This is a genomic window from Zobellella denitrificans (assembly GCF_002407485.1).
Classification (GTDB): domain Bacteria; phylum Pseudomonadota; class Gammaproteobacteria; order Enterobacterales; family Aeromonadaceae; genus Oceanimonas; species Oceanimonas denitrificans.
On sequence record NZ_CP012621.1, the window covers coordinates 71993 to 90340 of the forward strand.

Sequence of the window (18348 nt, forward strand, 5' to 3'; positions counted from 1 at the left end):
CTGGGCTCAGCGCTTGGCCACCAGACTGAACTTGTACTCCCGGGTGAGGAAGTGGTGCACGCTGAATTCAAACATTTCTCCAGTGCTGAGAAAACCCCGTGAGCTGATTTCCAGTATGGGATCGGAGGCGGAGCACCCCAGCAGCCGGCAGATATCGGGGGAGGGCAGGACCGGGGCAATTTCCTGCTCGCTGCGATCGATTTTCAGCCCCTTCTCCTGTTCGATGTACTGGTATTTGGAGCGTCGCATGACCTCGAAGCTCAAATCCGGGAACATCGCCAGCGGCAGCCAGGTCTCCTCCACGATAAGGGGTTTGCCGTCCAGCAGCCTCAGCCGCTTGGCGTAAACCACCCGTTCCTGCTCCGTCAGCCCCAGCGCACTGGCTACCCTGGGAGGTGGCAACATCACCGCAAAGTCCAGCACCTCGGTGCTGGCCTGACGGTCGGTGCTGCTCATTTCCTCGCTAAAACCGCGCAACTGGTAGATATCATGCTTGATGCGCTGCTCCCGCACATAGGTGCCGCTACCCTGCACGCTGTATAGCTCGTCCTGTTCCACCAGCAGTTTGATCGCCTGGCGGATAGTGACCCGGCTGACACCGAACTGCTGTTGCAGTTTCACTTCGGTGGGCAGGGCATCGCCGGGCTTGAGCCCGCCACTGCGGATTTGCTCGCGGATTTTGTCTGCGACCTGTCGATACAAGGGGTTCTGGACCATGGTTCTGCTTCTGGGAGTGCCATAACGTCATTAGACCACGCCGGCTGCGGCGGCTCAATGCAAAGGTATTAATACTAATAAGAGTCCAATTTCGGGGTTTGCTGTGATTTTAATCACGATTTAGTGGTTTTTGTATTGAATTGGTTCCTTGTGTGATACTAATTTAATACAAATTTTATCACTACCCGGAGAGACCAGCATGAAAAAGCAGAACCTGACCATCGTCGGTGGCGGCAGCACCTACACCATTGGCATGATCATGAGCCTGATCGCCGAGAAGGAAAACCTGCCCCTCAAGCGCATAGTGTTTTTCGATCAGGATGCCGAGCGCCAGGCGTTGAATGCCAAGGCCACCGAGATCCTGTTGCGCGAGCACTACCCGGAGGTGGAGGAGTTCGTTTACACCACGGACAAGGCCGAAGCCTTCGCCAACACCGATTTTTTCTTCATCCAGATACGTACCGGTGGTCTGGCCATGCGCAAGCAGGACGAGCAGATCCCGCTGGCCCATGGCTGCGTCGGGCAGGAAACCTGTGGTGCCGGCGGGATGGCCTACGGACTGCGTTCGATCGGTGACATGATCAATCTGATCAGGGAGATCCGCGAGTACAGCCCCGATGCCTGGATCCTCAACTACACCAATCCGGCGGCCATCGTCGCCGAGGCGTTGCGTCGCGAATTTCCGCGGGACAGGCGCATCCTCAATATCTGCGATATGCCGGCGGCCATCATGGTCAGCTATGCCTCCCTGCTCGGTTGTGAAATCTGGGATCTGGTGCCGGAATACTTTGGCTTGAACCACTACGGCTGGTTTACCGCGGTCCGGAACAAGCAGGGTGAGGATCTGACCCGGGTCATCAAGGAACGTATCCTGGAGCAGGGCATAGCGCCGACGGATCCTGAAATTGCCAATGATCCTTCCTGGCAGAAGACCTTCAAGAACATCCGCCGCATGCTCACCGACTTTCCCGAGTATCTGCCCAACACCTACCTTCAGTATTACCTCTACCCCTCCGACATGGCAGCCAAGGAAGACATCACCAATACCCGGGCCAACCAGGTGATCAACGGCCGGGAAAAGCGGGTGGCCAGCCTGTGCCAGCGCATCATCGCGGCGGGCACCACCCGGCATGAGGAACTGGAAGCCGATATCCACGGCCGTTACATGGTGCGGGTGGCGGCCTCTCTGGCCTACAACAGGGGTGATACCTTTATCGTGATCGTCGAGAACAACGGCATCATCAGCAACATTCAGGACGATGTGATGGTGGAAGTGCACGCCAGGATCACCAATGACGGACCCAAGCCCTTCGCGGTCGGCAAGATCGGCCAGTTCTACAAGGCGATGATGGAAAGCCAACTGGCCTATGAAAAGCTCACCGTCGATGCCTGGTATTCGGGGTCTAAGCAACAGCTGGTAGAAGCGCTGACCCTTAACCGTACCGTGGTGGATGCACCAAAGGCGAGGGCCATAGTGGACGAACTGCTCCATGCCAACCGGGACTATCTGCCCCAGTTTTTTGGCGGCCGTTAATCCTCCCGGCCCCCGGACGGGGGCCTCAGAAAACCAGCATGAGAGAATTAAGAGAGGGAAATTCTGATGAAAGACAAGATCCAGCGTTTTGGCGCTGCCATGTTCGTGCCGGTGCTGCTGTTTCCGGTGGCAGGGATGCTGCTGGGGCTGACGGTGATGCTGCTGAACCCGGATTTGTTTCCGTTCGCGGTGGAAGGCTCCGCCTATCACAAGGTGGTGACCCTGTTTCTGAACGCCTCCCTGGTGGTGTTCAAGAACATGGCGCTGCTGTTTGCCCTCGGCCTGCCCATCGCCCTGGCCAAGAAGGCATCGGGGCGGGCGGTGCTGGCTACCTTCGTGGCCTACTTTACCTTCAACTATTTCGTGGGTGGTATTCTCGAAGCCTGGGGTGAGCAGCTCGGCATCAACTACCAGGCCGGTGAACTGGGGCTGGTCGACGTCGGTGGTGTACTGACCCTGGACACCTCGCTGCTGGGCTCCATAGTGGTGGCTTCCATCACGGTGTGGCTGCATAACCGCTACTTCGATGCGGTGCTGCCGGACTGGCTGGGCGTGTTCCGCGGTACCCCGCTGGTGGTGATCATCAGCTTCCCGCTAATGTGTGCCCTGGCAGTCGTCACCGTCTTCGTCTGGCCTACCATCCAGGCCGGTATCCAGGGGCTGCAGGGGGTGATGTTATCGTCCGGAGCCGCCGGTGTCTGGCTGTTCACCTTCCTGGAGCGCATCCTGATCCCGACCGGCCTGCATCACTTCATCTACGGTCCCGTATTCTACGGCCCGGTCGCGGTGGACGGCGGTACCGTTAATCACTGGATCCAGCACATTCCCGACTATGCGGCAAGCAGTGAACCCCTGACCACCCTGTTTCCCCAGGGCGGCCTGATGCTCACCGGCATGGGCAAGGTGTTCGGCTCCATGGGCATCGCCCTGGCTCTCTATGCCACGGCCAGCGCACAAAACAAGAAGATGGTGCTGGGCCTGGTGCTTTCTGCCACCATTACCGCCGTGCTCACCGGCATTACCGAGCCCATAGAGTTTACCTTCCTCTTTATCGCGCCTGTGCTGTTTGCCCTGCATGCCATACTGTCGGCCACCATGGCAACCCTGGCCTACCTGCTGGGGGTATCGGGCAACTTCCAGACCGGACTCATCGACTTCGTGTTCCAGAACTGGTTACCGCTGTTCGGCAACCACGCCGCCACCTATCTGCTGCAGATAGGGCTGGGCCTGTGCTTTACCGGTATCTACTTCGTGCTGTTCCGGGCCCTGATCCTGAAGTTCAACCTGCTGACCCCAGGCCGGGGTGAGGGGAGTGCCAAGCTCTATACCAAGGAGGATTTCAAGAAGCTCAAGTCCGGAGAAAGCCTGGATGGCACCATGGCAGCCGCCTTCCTAGACGGACTGGGCGGCAGCGACAATATCGACAGCCTGACCAACTGCGCTACGCGTTTGCGTATCAAGGTCAAGGATCCGGCCCGGGTGAAGGAAACCGCTTTCTTTCAGGCGTCCGGGGCGGTGAATGTGGTACGCAGTGGCAACAACTTCCAGATCATAGTGGGGCTGTCCGTACCCCAGGTACGGGAAGAAATGCAACTGCTCTGCAAATAGAGCAGGAAAGGGGCACAGGGCTATCTGTGCCCCTTTCCCTCTTGCCAAGAGCGGCGACGGCGATATGATATGAGTTCATTTTAACCGAGAGGCCCGGTCAAAAACCGGTAACTATATGGATTGCTCGCGAAGTTGCTTGCAACTTACCCTTAACTGCTCTGTTCTTTCCTTCTTTTTGCCGTTTCCGGCGTCCGCCGCCCCATCCGGATTTGTCCGCTGCCCCGGCTATACTCAGCTTGCCGGCCTGGCTTGCGCCATTCGCTGATCTGCACCTATCGACACGTATCAAGAGGTAAATCATGGAATTCCTGATGGATCCGTCTATTTGGGCAGGCCTGCTGACGCTGGTGATCCTGGAAATCGTGCTGGGTATCGACAACCTGGTGTTTATCGCCATCCTGGTCAAGAAGCTGCCGCCCCACCAGCGCGACAAGGCCCGTATTATCGGCCTGTCGCTGGCGCTGATCATGCGCCTTGGCCTGCTGAGCCTGGTGTCCTGGCTGGTTACCCTGACCAGGCCGTTGCTTACCCTGGGTGAACTGAGTTTCTCCGGGCGGGATCTGATCCTGATGGCCGGCGGCTTCTTCCTGCTGTTCAAGGCGACCATGGAGCTGCACGAGCGGCTGGAAGGCAAGCTGCACGAGGCCGGCACCAGCGTGGCCTACGCGGGCTTCGGGGTGGTTATCGCCCAGATCCTGGTGCTGGACGCGGTGTTTTCGCTCGACTCCATCATTACCGCCGTGGGCATGGTGGACAACCTGGCGGTGATGATGATCGCCGTGGTGCTGGCCATGGTGGTGATGCTGGTGGCGTCCAAACCGCTCACCGAGTTCGTCAACGCCCATCCTACCGTGGTGGTGCTGTGCCTGAGCTTCCTGCTGATGATCGGCTTCAGCCTGGTGGCCGAAGGTTTCGGGCTGCATATTCCCAAGGGCTATCTGTACGCCGCCATCGGTTTCTCGATCCTTATCGAGTTTCTTAATCAGCTGGCCAAGCGCAACTCACAGAAGGCCGAGGCGCGTCTGCCCCTGCGCGAGCGCACCACCCAGGCCATCTTCAATCTGATGGGGGGCGGCAAGAGGGTGGAGGAGGAATCAATTGAGGCCCAGCCGCAGGCCCGGGAGCAGGGTTTTGCCGAGGAAGAGCGGCACATGATCAGCGGGGTACTGTCGCTGGCCGAGCGCTCCATCCGCACCGTGATGACGCCCCGGGCCGACATCGTCTGGCTGGACGTGACCGACGATCCCGAGCTGGTGCTGGAAGAGCTGATGGCCTCGTCCCACAGTCAGTTCCCCGTCTGCGAGGGGGAGTTGGACAACCTGTTGGGGGTGGTACGCTCCAAGGAGCTGGTGGCGGGCCTCAAGGAGGGCAAAGCCCTGGCCGAGCTGGCCCAGAACCAGGATCCCATCATAGTGCCGGACAGCATCAGCGTGATCCGCCTGCTCAGCATACTGCGCGAGGCACGCGGCAACCTGGTGCTGGTGAACGACGAGTTCGGCACCGTGCAGGGGCTGGTGACGCCTCACGATCTGCTGGAGGCCATCGTCGGCGAGTTCCTGGATGAGGACGAGATCCCGGAAGTGCTGGCCCAGGAAGACGGCTGGCTGGTGAAGGGCAGCACCGATCTGCACTACCTGGAGCAGGTGCTGGCGCGCAAGGGACTGGTGGACCCGGACAACGACTACGCTACCCTGGCGGGGATGCTGCTGGCCTGGAGCGGCCAGTTGCCGGAGCCGGGCGCGGTGTTCGAGCGCGAGGATCTGCGCTTCGAGGTGACGGAAGTGGAAGACTTCCGCATCGCCCAGGTACGCATTACTCCCCTTACCGCCTGAGCAAGGGCGGTGTCGTAACCTGCCCTGGACCCCCGCCTTCGCGGGGGAGACGGGGTAGGGTGCCTGCGCGGGGGTGACCATCAATATCGCGGGGATGGCTACAATACCGCCTCTATGGCGGTTTTCAGTTTTTCGTCCTCTGGCTTGGTCAGGCTGGAAAACACCGCCGTGACCCGGCCTTCCCGATCGATCACGTATTTGTAGAAGTTCCAGCGCGGCGCCTTGCCGCTCTGGCGGGCGATCTCCTTGAAGATGGGGTGGGCGTCGTCGCCTCGCACCTTGATGGGCGCGACCATGTCGAAGGTCACCCCGAAGTTCACGTAGCAGACTTCCGCCGTCTTGGCCTGGTCGTCGGCTTCCTGGCGGAAGTCGTGGGAGGGAAAGCCCACCACCTTCAGCCCCTGGTCCCGGTAACGCTGGTGCAGCGCCTCCAGCCCCTCGAACTGGCCGGTAAAGCCGCAGAAGCTGGCGGTGTTCACCACCAGCAGCGGCTGGCCGGCGAACTGGCGCATGTCCACCGTCTCGTTCGAGTGCAGCCGGGGTAGCCGGTGTTCAAACAGGGCGCCGGTGTCCGGCTGGGCCGCGGTTGCCGTCTGGCACAGCAGCAGGCCACACAGGCCGCTGAACAGTTTTTTCATCTCGATCACTCCCTGATGGTCCATGGGCATGGTTTAAGGTTACAGCCACAAAGACCCTGGCGGATAAAAAATGCTTGCAGCGGGGTGACGATGGGGATGAATTGTGATGTTATATTATAACTAAAATAGTTATTCTCATTCGTATCCACTGTTCAGGTAGCCCCCATGATGCCACTGCGATCTTCCCTGCTCGGCGCCGGCCTGCTGGCCGTTGCCGCCTCCACCCATGCCACTGAAGGGGTGCTCGACATCGTCGCGCCCTGGGAAGTCGGCAGTACCGATCCTTCCAAGGCCGGCTATGTCTATACCCGGCTGCAGATCGGTGAAACCCTGGTGGAGGTGGACAACCAGGGCCATCCCCAGCCCAGCCTGGCCGAGAGCTGGACGGTTTCCGACGACCAGCTGAGCTGGCGTTTCGCCCTGCGGCCGGGTGTGCGCTTCCACGACGGCAGCCCGCTTACCGCCGAGGTGGCGGCCAAGGCGCTGCAACTGGCCCTGGCCAAGCCCGGCATGCTGACCGAGGCGCCGATAGCGGCCATTACCGCCGAGGGCGATGAGCTGCAGATCCGCCTGAACAGCCCCTTCGCGCCCTTGCCGGCGTTGCTGGCCCACAGCTCCGCCCAGATACTGGCGCCCGCCTCCTACAACGAGACCGGCGAGGCCACCCAGGTGATCGGCACCGGCCCCTACCGTATCGAGCAGCTGCAGATGCCGCAAAAGCTGACCGCCGTCGCCTTCAACGACTACTGGGGCGAGGCGCCCGCCATCGAACAGATCAGTTACCTGGCCGCCGGCCGGGGCGAGACCCGGGCGCTGATGGCGGAAAGCGGCGACGCCGACATCGTCTTCACCCTGGATCCGGCCAGCCAGGCCCGGCTGCAGCGCAACAACCGGCTCAGCGTGCATTCCGAGCCCATTCCCCGCACCGTGACCCTTAAAGTGAACGCCGGCCACCCCTTCCTGGCCGAGCCCGAGGCCCGGCGGGCCCTGAGCCTGGCGCTGGATCGCACCGGCATGGCCGTGGCCCTGCTGCGTACCCCCGAGGCGGCGGCCAGCCAGCTGTTTCCGCCGTCTTTGACCGACTGGCACCTGAGCGAGGTGGCCGGCGCCGAGCGGAATCTGGAGCAGGCCAGGGCCTTGCTGGCCGGCCTGGGCTGGCAGGCGGACGGCAAGGGCATGCTCAGCCGCAACGGCGAACCCTTCAAGCTGACGCTGACCACCTTTGCCGACCGGCCCGAGCTGCCGCTGCTGGCCACCGCCATGCAGGATCAGCTGCGGGAATTGGGCGTGGAGCTGACGGTCAACGTCACCAACTCCAGCGAAATCCCCGCCGGCCACCGGGACGGCAGCCTGCAACTGGGCCTGATGGCGCGCAACTTCGCGCTGGTGCCGGATCCCCTCGGCACCCTGCTGCAGGACTATGGTCCCGAAGGCGGCGACTGGGGCGCCATGAACTGGCAGTCCCCGCGCCTGGGCGAGATTTTGCAGCAACTGCTGGCACACACCGACGGCGAGACCCTGGCCAGCCTGCGACGGGAAGCCGCCGGCATACTGCACCAGCAACTGCCGGTGATCCCGGTGGCCTGGTATCAGCAAACCGCCGCCGTCTCCAGCAAGGTCGAGGGCTTCAGCATCGATCCCTTCGAGCGTAACTACAGGGTGAGCGAGATGAGGTGGGCCCAGTGATACCGGTGTTGAGCTACCGGCTGATGCAGGCCGCCCTGGTGGCGCTGATGGTGGGGGTGCTGACCTTTATCCTCACCCATGCCCTGCCCGGGGACATGGCCTTTCGCATCGCCGCCGGCCGCTATGGCTACGACTATGTGAACGCGGCGGCCGCCGCCGCGGTGCGCGCCGAGCTGGGCCTGGACCTGCCCGCCTGGCAGGCCCTGGGCCACTGGCTGTGGGATCTGCTGCGGCTGGATCTGGGCCATTCCCTGGTGAGCGGCGAGGCGGTGGTGGACGAGCTGCGCCACCAACTGGGCCACTCCTTCAAGCTGGCCGCCGCCGCCGTGGGGCTGTCGCTGCTGCTGGGCCCGCCGCTCGGCATTCTGGCCGGGCTCCGGCCCGGCGGCCGGCTCGACCGGCTGACCCTGCTGCTGGCCACGGTGCTGCGGGCCTTGCCCCAGTTCGTGATCGGCATCCTGCTGGTGATGCTGCTGGCGGTGCAGCTGGGCTGGCTGCCCGCCGCCGGCCACGGCACCGCGGCCCACACCCTGCTGCCGGCGCTGACCCTGGCCCTGGGCCTGGCCGCCGTGGCCTGCCGGGTGAGCCGCAACGCCATGCAGGGGGTCGCCAACTCCGCCTATTACGCCTTTGGCCGTACCAAGGGCCTGGGCGAGGGTCGGGTGTTCAGCCGCCACGGCCTGCGCAACGTGGCGGTGCCGGTGCTGGCCCACCAGGCCATGCAGCTGGTGTACCTGATCGAAGGCGTGGTGGTGGTGGAAACCCTGTTCGCCTGGCCCGGCATCGGCCATGCCCTGGTGCACGCCATAGTGGCGCGGGACGTCCCCATGATCCAGGGCACCGCCCTGGTGCTGGGGCTGATGTTCGTGCTGCTCAACGCCCTGGTGGATCTGCTGTGCCACCGTATCGACCCGAGAAGGAGGGAAGCATGACCCAAACCGCGACCCTGGCTGCCCCGGCGACTCCCGCCGCCGGCCGCCGCTGGTTGAGCCCCCGCCAGCGCCTGGGCGCCGCCCTGCTGCTGGCGCTGGCCCTGTTCGGCCTCGGCCTGCCGCTGGTGACCGAGCTGGAACCGGCCCGGCAGAACTACAGCCAGATCCTGGCTGCGCCCAGCCTGGCCGAACCCCTGGGCACCGATCACCTGGGCCGCAGCATGCTGGCCCGCATGAGCTCGGCGGTGCAGCTTTCCCTCGGCCTTTCCCTGCTCGGGGTGCTGACCGCCGCCGTGCCCGGCGTGCTGCTGGGCGTGCTGGCCGGCTGGCGCGGCGGCTGGGTGGACCGGACCCTGGGCGTGCTGGCCGACACCCTGCTGGCCCTGCCCGGCCTGCTGCTGGTGCTGCTGCTGGTGGCCATAGCGCCGGGCAACTTCTGGACCCTGTACGTGGGTATCGCCCTGGTGCTGTGGATCGAGTACTTCCGGGTGGTGCGCCTGACCACCCGCACCCTGATGGCCTCGCCGCAAATCGAGGCCTCGCACCTGCTCGGCTTCGGCCCCGGCTACATACTGCGCCGCCACCTGTGGCCGGCCCTGGCGCCGGTGGTGCTGACCCTGGGCGCCTTCGGCGCCGCCACCGCCATCCTGGCCATCGCCGCCCTGGGCTTTGTCAGCGTGGGGCTGCGCCCGCCCACCGCCGAGCTGGGGCTGATGATGACCGAGCTGCTGCCCTATTACCACGAGGCGCCCTGGGTGCTGCTGCAACCCATAGCGGCGGTGTTCCTGCTGGTGCTGGCGCTCAACCTGCTGGCAGGAGGCCGCAAGCCATGACCGAACTGCTGAAAGTGGAACAACTGGCGGTGGCGGCGGCAGATGCCATAGTGCGGCCGCTGTCGTTCACCCTCGGTGCCGGCCGGCCGTTGACCCTGCTGGGGGAAACCGGCTCCGGCAAGAGCCTGATCGCCCAGGCCATTATGGGCAACCTGCCGGCGGGGCTGCAGGCCCGGGGCCGGATCTGGCTGCGGGGCGAAGAGCTGACCCACCTGCCCGCCGCCGCCCGGCGGCGGCTGTGGGGCCGCCAACTCGCCATGCTGCCCCAGGAGCCCTGGCTGGCGCTGGACCCGACCATGCGGGCGGTGGAGCAGGTGGCCGAAGGCTACCGCTACGTGGCCGGCGCCGATTGGGCCCAGGCCCGCCGCCAGGCCGAACAGGATCTGACCCGGCTCGGCCTGGGGCACGCCCTGCACCGGCTGCCGGGCCAGCTCTCGGGCGGCATGATGCAGCGGCTGGCCTTTGCCGCCGCCAGCACCGGCGGCGCCGAGATCGTCATTGCCGACGAACCCACCAAGGGCCTGGACGCGGGCAGCCGCGACCAGGTGACCGGCCTGCTGCGGCAGGTGGCGGAGGCGGGCGGCGGCCTGCTGACCATTACCCACGACATCGCCGTGGCCCGCCAGCTGGGCGGCGAGGTGATGATAGTGCGGGGCGGCGAGGTGCTGGAGTCCGGCCCGGTGGAGCAGGTGCTGAAGGCGCCCGCCAGCGACTACGGCCGGGCCCTGCTGGCCGCCGAGCCCGCCGCCTGGCCGGCACTGGCGCCCCTGAACGCCGGCGCCACCGTGCTGAAGGTGGACGGGCTGGCCAAGGAGCGGGGCGGCCGCGCCCTGTTCCGGGACATCTCCTTCGAGCTGCGCGCCGGCGAGGTGATGGGGGTGGTGGGCCCCAGCGGCTGCGGCAAGAGCACCCTGGGCAGCATCTGCTTAGGCGTGCTGGAGCCGGACGCCGGCGCCGTGTGGCGCGACCCCGCGCTGGCCCGCACCCGCTACCAGAAGCTCTACCAGGATCCGCCCGCCGCCTTTGCGCCCGGGTGCAGCCTGGGCCAGAGCCTGCAGGACGTGGTAAAGCTGCACCGCAAAGACTGGGCCGAGGTGGAACGGCTGCTGCCCCGGCTGGGGCTCTCGCCCGACCTGCTGGCGCGCTCGCCCCGGGAGGTATCCGGCGGCGAACTGCAGCGGCTGGCGATTTTGCGCATCCTGCTGCTGGAGCCGGTGCTGCTGTTCGCCGACGAACCCACCTCGCGGCTGGATCTGGTGACCCAGCAGCAGACCATCCGGCTGCTCACCGATCTGGCCCGGGAGCGGGGCTGCGCCCTGCTGCTGGTGAGCCACGAGGCGGCACTGGTGAACAAGGTGGCGGATCGGGTGCTGACGCTGGGGTAACCCTCAAACGGGGAGGGACTGCTAGACTTCAAGGGAGTCCCTTTTCCCGGGCAAGGAGAAACCCCATGAAAAAGCGTACCCCGGCCCTGGTTCTGCTTTCGCTGCTTACCCTGTCGCTGCTCGGCGGCTGCAACACCATGCGTGGCGTTGGGCAAGACGTAGAGGCGGGCGGCGAAGCGATCCAGCGCTCCACTTACTAAACACCCCGGGCCAGGGGCCGGCAGCATGTGCGCCGGCCCTTTTTCGTTGCCTGCCGCCGTCCGAGATCCGAACGGGCTTATTCTTCACTATCCTCAGGGCAGGTGGATTATGACAACGCCAGGGGAGGAGCCATGAACGCAAGCCAGGCGACCATCGGCCATCTCGGCGCACACCTGGCCGAACAGGGGCGGGAGCTGCGCCGGCTGGAAGGCGGGGGTGGCCGCTTGCTGACCCTGTTCAGCCTGCTGCTGGTGGCCCAGGGCCTGCTCACCGCCTTCAACGCCACCCTGCTGTTCCACCCGGCCGGGCCCCTGGGCTGGATAGCCCTGGCGCTGTGCCTGCTGGCCTTTTTTACCCTGGCCTGCGGCTGGGGCCACGCCCTGCTGAGTTTTCGCCCGCCGGAGCAGGCGCCCGCCCCGCCGCTGGAGGCCGAGCTGGACGCCCTGCTGCACGGCGACGACCCGGCCAGCCTGGAACGGCTGCAAACCGAATACCGGCAACTGGGCCGGAAGCTGGATCAGGCCATCGCCCTCAAGCGCCGCTTTTTCAACCATGCCTGCGACGAACTGGCCATCAGCGCCTGGCTGCTGGCCCTGTTCGGCCTGCTGCTGGTGTTCGGCCTGTAGCTACCACCAGCGGCGCAGCTTGAGCCAGGCTCCCAGCGCCACCCCCAGCGCCAGTATGATCAGGCAGAAAATCCAGAAGGCGAGGGGGTGATCGGCGCCCGGCATGCCGCCCAGGTTGATGCCGAACAGGCCGGTGAGAAAGGTGGCGGGCAGGAACAGCAGCGCCATCACCGAGATCTGGTAGGCGCGGCGGTTGGTGGCCTCGGTCATCAGGTTGTTGATCTCGTCGGCCAGCACGGCGGTGCGGGCCACGCCCGCGTCCAGATCGTCCAGCCAGCGGCGCAGCCGGTCGGCGATGTCCTGCAGCCGGCGGCGATCGTCCTCGTCCAGCCAGCCGATCTTTTCGTTGGCCAGCCGGGCCACCAGATCCCGCTGGGGCGAGAGGTAGCGGCGGATCAGGATCAATTGCTTGCGGATGCGCCCCAGCCGGCCGTTGCCCGGCAGCTTGCGTTCCAGCACCGCCTCTTCCAGTTCCAGGATCTGGTCGTGCAGCTCCTCCACGAACTCGCCGGCCCGGTCGGTGAGGGCGTCGCTCATTTCCACCAGCCAGTCACCCGGGTTGGCCGGGCCGCAGCGGCGCTCGAGCTGGGCGAATACGTCCTGCTCCGACAGCAGCGGCCGGCGCCGGCTGCTGATGATGAGCGAAGGCGTGATGAAGATGCGCAGGGCCACCATCTCTTCCGGCTTGTGGCCCCGGTTGTGGTTGATGCCGCGCAGGATCAGCAGCAGGTTGTCGCCCTGGCGCACCAGCTTGGGTCTGCTGCTCTGGCCCAGCAGTGCCTCGCGGGCGACCTCGTCCAGCAAGGGGCTCTGCTTCAGCCAGCGGGCGGACTCGGGCTCCCCGTAGTCCAGGTGCACCCAGGCGGGCCCGTCCGCCGGCAGTCCGGCCCCCGCCGCCAGCGGCCGCATGCCCCCGGCACCGTCCAGCGCCAGGCGATAGATACTGTTAACCGGCACCTGTTCCATTGCATTCCTCCCCGAGTCACCAGGGTAACAGCTTACACCAAAGCATAGAGGGCCTCAGCCGGAGCTTTCCTTGTTTCCCGGAAAACAAACACGAAGGGCCTCCCGAGGGAGGCCCTTGAAGCGATGTGCCGTTCGCTGGAACTCAGCCCACCCACTGGGTGACCTGGGCGAAGATCAGGAAGCCCATGGCGATGGCGATCCAGATGGCGAACAGGGGCAGGAAGAACTTGACCCACTTGTTCCAGGCGACGCCGGCCAGGGCCAGGGTGGCCATAAAGTAGCCGGAGGTGGGATAGAGGATGTTGCCCAGGCCGTCGCCCAGCTGGTAGGCCAGCACCGCGGTCTGCCGGGTCACGCCCACCAGGTCGGACAGGGGTGCCATGATCGGCATGGTCACCAGCGCCTGGCCGCTGCCCGAGGGGATCACGAAGTTGAAGCCGAGTTGGGCGAAGAACATGCCGATGGCGGAGAAGATGGCCGGGAAACCGCCCACCAGGTTGCCCAAGCCGTATACCAGGGTATCCATGATCTGGCCTTCTTCCAGCACCACCGCCACGGCGCGGGCGATGCCGCAGATCATGGCGCCCACCAGCACGTCGCGGAAGCCTTCGTTGAAGCCCTCGCAGATCTCCTCGGTCTTGAGGCCGGCGATCAGGCCGACCACCACGCCCATGATCACGAACAGCCCGGCCATTTCCATCATGAACCAGCCCTGGGTCAGCACGCCCCACACCAGGGTGGCGAAGAAGGCGAAGGTGGCGAAGGCGGCCCACTTCTGGCGCGGGGTGGCGGTCAGCACGCCTTCGTCATTGCCATGCTGGTAGCGGTGGCGCTTGTCCTCTTCCTTGGCGTCGCCGTTCATCAGGCTCAGCGCCGGGTTGTTGCGTACCTTGAGCGCGTAACGGGTAACGTAGAAGATGCCGGCCAGCAGGATGGCGGCAAAGGCCAGCACCCGCAGCAGCAGGCCGGAATACACCGGCAGGTCGGCCAGCTGCTGGCCCAGGCCGGTGTTGATGGGGTTGAGCACCCCGGCGGTAAAGCCGGCGGTGGTGGCGCACAGGGCCACGGCGGCGGCGGTGACCGAGTCGAAGCGCAGGGCAATCATCAGCGGCAATATCACCGGCACATAGACCAGGGCCAGCTCCTGGGTGCCGATCAGGGTGGCGATCACCGCAAAGGTGGTCATCAGCACCGGGATGATGACGATGCTGTTGTGGGCGAAGCGGCGGGTCAGCTTGTCGACCCCGATCTCGATGATGCCGGTCCGGCGCAGCACCATGAACATGCCGCCGATGATAAAGGTGAAGAACACCACGGCGCCGGCGTCCATCAGGCCCTTGGGAATGGCCAGCATAAAGTCGACCGGACCGACCGGGTTGGATTCGATCACCTGGTAGGAGTTGGGATCTATGGTGGTGCGGCCGTTGGGGCCGGGTACCCGGTCATACTGGCCGGCCGGCACTATGTAGGTGAGTACGGCGGCGATGGCGCTGAACACGAACAGGATGACGTAGATGTGCGGCATCTCGAACGATTTCTTTTTCTTTTCCACGGTGTCGGCGGAAAACTGATTGGCTTTAGACATGGGCTCCATGACCTCTCCCTTCATTACATCAACTGAGTTAAGTCCATTTACGCTGGGCGGCGTAGTTTTTTAAAAAGGTCGCCTGCGCCGTTTTGCATATAAAACGGGGCTGGTTTGTATTGATGGCTGGCCTCAAGGCTATTAATAACCCTTTATTAACACCGGATCAACATTTTTTGGAAGTTATTTCCACCTTATGGAATTGATGTATTTACCATGAGTGTTAGCAGCTGGAGTCGGCGTGGATGGCCAGCGGGGTGGCTCTGGGAGTGCTCTTATGTATATGTTTTTAAATGAAAATTTAATTATCTTGATGATATTAATGGTATTTTTATTTTTGGATTCTTTTATTTATTAAATTGTATTAAATCATGTTCCACATTATGTGTTTTTGCTAAATGTATTTTGTATGTGTTTATTTTTATTATTGTGTTCTTTAAGTGGCTTTTTCTGTTTATTCAAAGTTATTATCTATTTTGGAATTTAAATTTCTCATCGGTATATTTATTTTTATGTGGAGTTAAAAGGGTGTTCCCAGGACGGCCCTGCTTTCTTGACGTAGCCGCATTAGGGGCTGTTTACGATCTTTGCGCCTTGGTCCGTAGGCGGTTAGGTGGCGCTGGGTGTGTGAGTCACACCGGAAGCCGCAGAAACGGCAAGCCCGCCATGGGCGGCGGGCTTGGTGAGGGGGCGGCGGGATCTGGCCGGTAACTCACTGTTCCGGACGGTAGATCACCAAGGATCAGTGATTGACTACCTCGAGCAGGCCGGGAGGCAGCGGGTGCAGGTCGCAGTTGTCGCCCGGGCCGACCCGGTCGACGATCAGAAAACGTTGCCGCCCGCCGAGGGAGACGACGGGGTGATGCCAGGTATCGGTGTGGTAGTTCACGCCCTGGCGGCCGTTGGAAACAAAGGCCTGGATGGCCTCCGGCGCCGGTGCCGGACCCCGTGGCGCCACCAGGATCAGGAAGGGCTTGTCGTCGAGCGGAATAAAGGCCTGGCTGCCCCTGGGATGCTTCTCCATCAGGGTCACCGCCAGGGGCAGGGTGTAGGGCTCCACGTCCACCAGGCTGATGGCGACCCGGGCATCGTCGCCCAGGGCTTCGGCCCGGGCGATATCGTGGTAGCGCAGGGCCTTGCCGTCATTGATATAGAACTGGTGTTGCCGTTCCGTCTCTATCACCTCGCCGAAGGGGGCGAAGGCGGCGGCGGTCAGCGGCTGGGCCCGGAGTTGCAGGGTCATGGGCGCCCCCTTGCCGGCAGGGCCCGGGGGGGAATAACGGCAAGGCGAAGCCCGCCGGCCGGGCCTGGACGCCGGCTGGATATCTGCGTGATGGTCATGTTGGTGTTCTCGTTTTTGGTCGGTGAGGGTGGCCACCGGCACGGGGGCCGGCGGCGGGTTTGCTTATTGTTGTTATCGGGTTCGGGTTATTCCGGCAGCACCAGAATGGCCCGGAAGTCGTTGACGTTGGTGCGGGTGGGGCCGGTTTCCACCAGCACGCCCAGCTGGGAGAAGAAACCGTAGCTGTCGTTGTTGGCCAGGTAGTCTTCCGCCTTGAGGCCGGCCGCCTCGGCCCGGGCGTACAGCTCGGGGGTGATGTAGGCGCCGGCGTTGTCTTCCACCCCGTCGATGCCGTCGGTGTCGGCGGCCAGGGCGTAGACGCCCTTCAGGCCCTTCAGCTCGTTGAACAGGCTCAGCATAAACTCGCTGTTGCGCCCGCCACGGCCGTTGCCCTTGATGGTGACCGTGGTTTCACCGCCGGACAGGATCACGCAGGGGGCCGAGATGGGCTGGCCGCACTTCTGGATCTGCTTGGCGATGGCGGCGTGCACCTTGGCCACTTCCCGGGACTCGCCCTCGATGCAGTCACCCAGCACCAGCGGGGTGATGTCGTGGGACATGGCCACGTCGGCGGCCGCGTCCAGCGCATCCTGGGGGGTGGCGATCATGTGGAACTCGGCCCGGCTCAGGCGCTCGTCCCCCGGTTTGACGGTCTCGGACTCGGGGCTCTGCAGCCAGGCGCGCACATGGGGCGCGACCTCGATGCCGTAGCTGTCGAGGATGGCCAGGGCCTGGGCCGAGGTGGTGGGGTCCGCCACCGTCGGGCCGGAGGCGATCACGGTGGGCTCGTCGCCGGGCACGTCGGAAATGCCGAGGGCGATCAGCCGGGCCGGGTAGGTAGCGGCGGCCAGGCGGCCCCCCTTGATGGCGGACAGGTGCTTGCGCACGCAGTTCATCTCGTCGATGGCCGCACCGGACTTGAGCAGGGCCTTGTTGATGGCCTGCTTGTCGGACAGGGTCAGGCCCGGGGCCGGCAGGCTCAGCAGCGAGGAGCCGCCGCCGGACAGCAGGCAGATCACCAGGTCGTTTTCGCCCAGGCCGGACACCAGTTCCAGCATGCGGCGGCCGACCCGCTCGCCGGCGTCATCCGGAACCGGGTGGGCGGCCTCGATGATTTCGATACGCTCGCAGGGTGCGCCGTGATCGTAGCGGGTCACCACCAGGCCGGACAGTTCGCCTTCCCAGATGGCGTCCAGCTCGGCGGCCATGGAGGCGGCGGCCTTGCCGGCACCGATGACAACGGCTTTTTGACGAGTATCCTTGGGCAGGTATTCGGCCAGGTTGCCCTTGGGCAGGGCGGCGGCCACGGCGCTGTCGAACAACTGCTGTAACAACTCCTTGGGTTGGATATCCATTGCAAATACTCCTCGAAAAACGGCTGCCTTTACATTCTTATAAGTGTCGGGGTGGGGCGAGACGACGGCAACCAGGATCTAACACAAAGCCCCCTGAGTGAAAGTCTGAACCTGCCGACGCCTGCCCCGGTTTTGACCGGGCCGCGACTGAAGCCAAAAAGCCGCGGTCCGGTAAAAGGGTTACTCGCCCCGGATATTATGGTTGGCCAGGTGCTCCAGCGCCTTGACCAGACCGGAGTGATCCCAGCCGGAGCCGCCCAGGGCGGCACAGGTGTTGAACAGCTCCTGAGTACCGGCGGTGTTGGGCAGGGATACACCCAGCTCGCGGGCGCCGTCCAGGGCCAGGTTCAGGTCCTTCTGGTGCAGGGCGATGCGGAAGCCCGGGTTGAAGGTGCCCTTGACCATGCGCTCGCCGTGCACTTCCAGGATCTTGGAGGACGCGAAACCGCCCATCAGCGCCTCGCGCACCTTGGCCGGGTTGGCGCCGGCCTTGGAAGCGAATACCAGGGCCTCGGCCACCGCCTCGATGTTCAGCGCCACGATGATCTGGTTGGCGACCTTGCAGGTCTGGCCGTCGCCGTTGCCACCCACCAGGGTGATGTTCTTGCCCATCACTTCGAACAGCGGCTTGATGCGCTCGAAGGTGGCTTCGTCGCCGCCGACCATGATGCTCAGGGTGGCGTTGATGGCGCCGACTTCACCGCCGGACACCGGGGCGTCCAGGTACTGGGCACCGGTTTCCTTGACGCGCTTGGCGAAGCCCTTGGTGGCCATGGGGGAGATGGAGGACATGTCCACCACTACCTTGCCGGCGGAGAGGCCGTCGGCCACGCCGTTGGCGTCGAACAGCACGGATTCCACCTGCGGGGTGTCGGGCACCATGATGATGATGACTTCGGCCGCTTCGGCCACCGCCTTGGGGTTGGCCAGGGCGATGCCGTTGTCACCCAGCAGATCGGCCGGGGCGGGAGCGAAATGCTCGGAGAAGTACAGGGTGTGACCCGCTTTTTGCAGGTTCTGGGCCATGGGCTTGCCCATGATGCCGGTACCGATAAAACCTATTTTCATGTTCGTTTCCTCTTGGCTTGGGGCGCCGGCCTGGCCGGCG

Annotated in this window: 16 protein-coding genes; 9 read left to right on the forward strand and 7 right to left on the reverse strand. The window is 64.1% G+C overall.

Features of this window, described 5'->3' with window-relative positions:
- Nucleotides 1-6: 6 nt before the first annotated feature.
- Nucleotides 7-717, reverse strand: coding sequence for a GntR family transcriptional regulator (locus AN401_RS00325; protein WP_094041150.1), 711 nt, complete (start codon nt 715-717; stop codon nt 7-9).
- A gap of 199 nt (nt 718-916) precedes the next feature.
- Here AN401_RS00325 and AN401_RS00330 point away from each other — a divergent pair, with 199 nt between their 5' ends.
- From AN401_RS00330 to AN401_RS00340, 3 genes are all read left to right on the forward strand, one after another.
- On the forward strand, nt 917-2251 hold the full coding sequence (locus AN401_RS00330; protein WP_094041149.1) for a 6-phospho-alpha-glucosidase: 1335 nt from the start codon (nt 917-919) through the stop codon (nt 2249-2251).
- A gap of 66 nt (nt 2252-2317) precedes the next feature.
- Complete coding sequence (locus tag AN401_RS00335; RefSeq protein ID WP_094041148.1) at nt 2318-3859, forward strand: alpha-glucoside-specific PTS transporter subunit IIBC; 1542 nt, start codon at nt 2318-2320, stop codon at nt 3857-3859.
- A 299-nt stretch (nt 3860-4158) separates the two neighbouring features.
- Nucleotides 4159-5691, forward strand: a complete 1533-nt coding sequence (locus tag AN401_RS00340; RefSeq protein ID WP_096778248.1) for a TerC family protein — start codon at nt 4159-4161, stop codon at nt 5689-5691.
- A gap of 98 nt (nt 5692-5789) precedes the next feature.
- Here AN401_RS00340 and AN401_RS00345 read toward each other — a convergent pair whose 3' ends face one another.
- On the reverse strand, nt 5790-6329 hold the full coding sequence (locus AN401_RS00345; RefSeq protein WP_094041146.1) for a glutathione peroxidase: 540 nt from the start codon (nt 6327-6329) through the stop codon (nt 5790-5792).
- A gap of 165 nt (nt 6330-6494) precedes the next feature.
- Between AN401_RS00345 and AN401_RS00350 the strand changes: the two genes are divergently transcribed.
- From AN401_RS00350 to AN401_RS00375, 6 genes are all read left to right on the forward strand, one after another.
- Nucleotides 6495-8015, forward strand: a complete 1521-nt coding sequence (locus tag AN401_RS00350) for an ABC transporter substrate-binding protein (protein WP_096778249.1) — start codon at nt 6495-6497, stop codon at nt 8013-8015.
- Nucleotides 8012-8947 (forward strand): ABC transporter permease, encoded by a 936-nt coding sequence (locus AN401_RS00355; RefSeq protein WP_096778250.1) that lies wholly within the window; start codon nt 8012-8014, stop codon nt 8945-8947. The genes AN401_RS00350 and AN401_RS00355 overlap by 4 nt, the downstream gene beginning before the upstream one ends.
- Nucleotides 8944-9780 (forward strand): ABC transporter permease, encoded by an 837-nt coding sequence (locus AN401_RS00360; RefSeq protein WP_096778251.1) that lies wholly within the window; start codon nt 8944-8946, stop codon nt 9778-9780. Before AN401_RS00355 ends, AN401_RS00360 begins: the two co-directional genes overlap by 4 nt.
- Entirely contained in the window at nt 9777-11165 is a 1389-nt protein-coding gene (locus tag AN401_RS00365) for an ABC transporter ATP-binding protein (RefSeq protein ID WP_096778252.1), read from the forward strand. Before AN401_RS00360 ends, AN401_RS00365 begins: the two co-directional genes overlap by 4 nt.
- Before the next feature lie 65 nt (nt 11166-11230).
- Complete coding sequence (locus tag AN401_RS00370; RefSeq protein WP_094041049.1) at nt 11231-11365, forward strand: entericidin A/B family lipoprotein; 135 nt, start codon at nt 11231-11233, stop codon at nt 11363-11365.
- Nucleotides 11366-11497: 132 nt separating this feature from the next.
- Nucleotides 11498-11992 carry a hypothetical protein gene (locus AN401_RS00375; protein WP_096778253.1) on the forward strand — a complete coding sequence of 165 codons (495 nt, stop codon included), beginning with the start codon at nt 11498-11500 and terminating at the stop codon, nt 11990-11992.
- On the opposite strand, the gene zntB is transcribed toward AN401_RS00375, so the two are convergent.
- The 5 genes from zntB to glxR all read right to left on the reverse strand — a co-directional run bounded on the left by zntB (nt 11993) and on the right by glxR (nt 18308).
- A complete protein-coding gene (gene zntB, locus AN401_RS00380; protein WP_094041047.1) occupies nt 11993-12958 on the reverse strand; it encodes a zinc transporter ZntB in 966 nt (321 codons plus the stop codon). It abuts the gene before it with no gap.
- A 142-nt stretch (nt 12959-13100) separates the two neighbouring features.
- On the reverse strand, nt 13101-14543 hold the full coding sequence (locus AN401_RS00385) for a YfcC family protein (RefSeq protein WP_094041051.1): 1443 nt from the start codon (nt 14541-14543) through the stop codon (nt 13101-13103).
- 742 nt (nt 14544-15285) lie between these two features.
- Complete coding sequence (locus tag AN401_RS00390; RefSeq protein WP_094041046.1) at nt 15286-15786, reverse strand: ureidoglycolate lyase; 501 nt, start codon at nt 15784-15786, stop codon at nt 15286-15288.
- A 185-nt stretch (nt 15787-15971) separates the two neighbouring features.
- A complete protein-coding gene (locus AN401_RS00395) occupies nt 15972-17240 on the reverse strand; it encodes a glycerate kinase type-2 family protein (RefSeq protein WP_096778254.1) in 1269 nt (422 codons plus the stop codon).
- Nucleotides 17241-17420: 180 nt separating this feature from the next.
- Nucleotides 17421-18308 carry a 2-hydroxy-3-oxopropionate reductase gene (glxR, locus tag AN401_RS00400; RefSeq protein WP_094041044.1) on the reverse strand — a complete coding sequence of 296 codons (888 nt, stop codon included), beginning with the start codon at nt 18306-18308 and terminating at the stop codon, nt 17421-17423.
- Between the last annotated feature and the right edge of the window lie 40 nt (nt 18309-18348).

Excerpts from the sequence above, each read along its gene's own strand:
- glxR (WP_094041044.1), bottom strand. The coding sequence starts at position 18,308 with ATGAAAATAGGTTTTATCGGTACCGGCATCATGGGCAAGCCCATGGCC.
- AN401_RS00340 (WP_096778248.1), top strand. The coding sequence starts at position 4,159 with ATGGAATTCCTGATGGATCCGTCTATTTGGGCAGGCCTGCTGACGCTG.
- AN401_RS00390 (WP_094041046.1), bottom strand. The coding sequence starts at position 15,786 with ATGACCCTGCAACTCCGGGCCCAGCCGCTGACCGCCGCCGCCTTCGCC.
- AN401_RS00335 (WP_094041148.1), top strand. The coding sequence starts at position 2,318 with ATGAAAGACAAGATCCAGCGTTTTGGCGCTGCCATGTTCGTGCCGGTG.
- AN401_RS00360 (WP_096778251.1), top strand. The coding sequence starts at position 8,944 with ATGACCCAAACCGCGACCCTGGCTGCCCCGGCGACTCCCGCCGCCGGC.
- AN401_RS00365 (WP_096778252.1), top strand. The coding sequence starts at position 9,777 with ATGACCGAACTGCTGAAAGTGGAACAACTGGCGGTGGCGGCGGCAGAT.
- AN401_RS00330 (WP_094041149.1), top strand. The coding sequence starts at position 917 with ATGAAAAAGCAGAACCTGACCATCGTCGGTGGCGGCAGCACCTACACC.
- AN401_RS00385 (WP_094041051.1), bottom strand. The coding sequence starts at position 14,543 with ATGTCTAAAGCCAATCAGTTTTCCGCCGACACCGTGGAAAAGAAAAAG.
- AN401_RS00345 (WP_094041146.1), bottom strand. The coding sequence starts at position 6,329 with ATGAAAAAACTGTTCAGCGGCCTGTGTGGCCTGCTGCTGTGCCAGACG.
- AN401_RS00370 (WP_094041049.1), top strand. The coding sequence starts at position 11,231 with ATGAAAAAGCGTACCCCGGCCCTGGTTCTGCTTTCGCTGCTTACCCTG.
- AN401_RS00375 (WP_096778253.1), top strand. The coding sequence starts at position 11,498 with ATGAACGCAAGCCAGGCGACCATCGGCCATCTCGGCGCACACCTGGCC.
- AN401_RS00350 (WP_096778249.1), top strand. The coding sequence starts at position 6,495 with ATGATGCCACTGCGATCTTCCCTGCTCGGCGCCGGCCTGCTGGCCGTT.
- zntB (WP_094041047.1), bottom strand. The coding sequence starts at position 12,958 with ATGGAACAGGTGCCGGTTAACAGTATCTATCGCCTGGCGCTGGACGGT.
- AN401_RS00325 (WP_094041150.1), bottom strand. The coding sequence starts at position 717 with ATGGTCCAGAACCCCTTGTATCGACAGGTCGCAGACAAAATCCGCGAG.
- AN401_RS00395 (WP_096778254.1), bottom strand. The coding sequence starts at position 17,240 with ATGGATATCCAACCCAAGGAGTTGTTACAGCAGTTGTTCGACAGCGCC.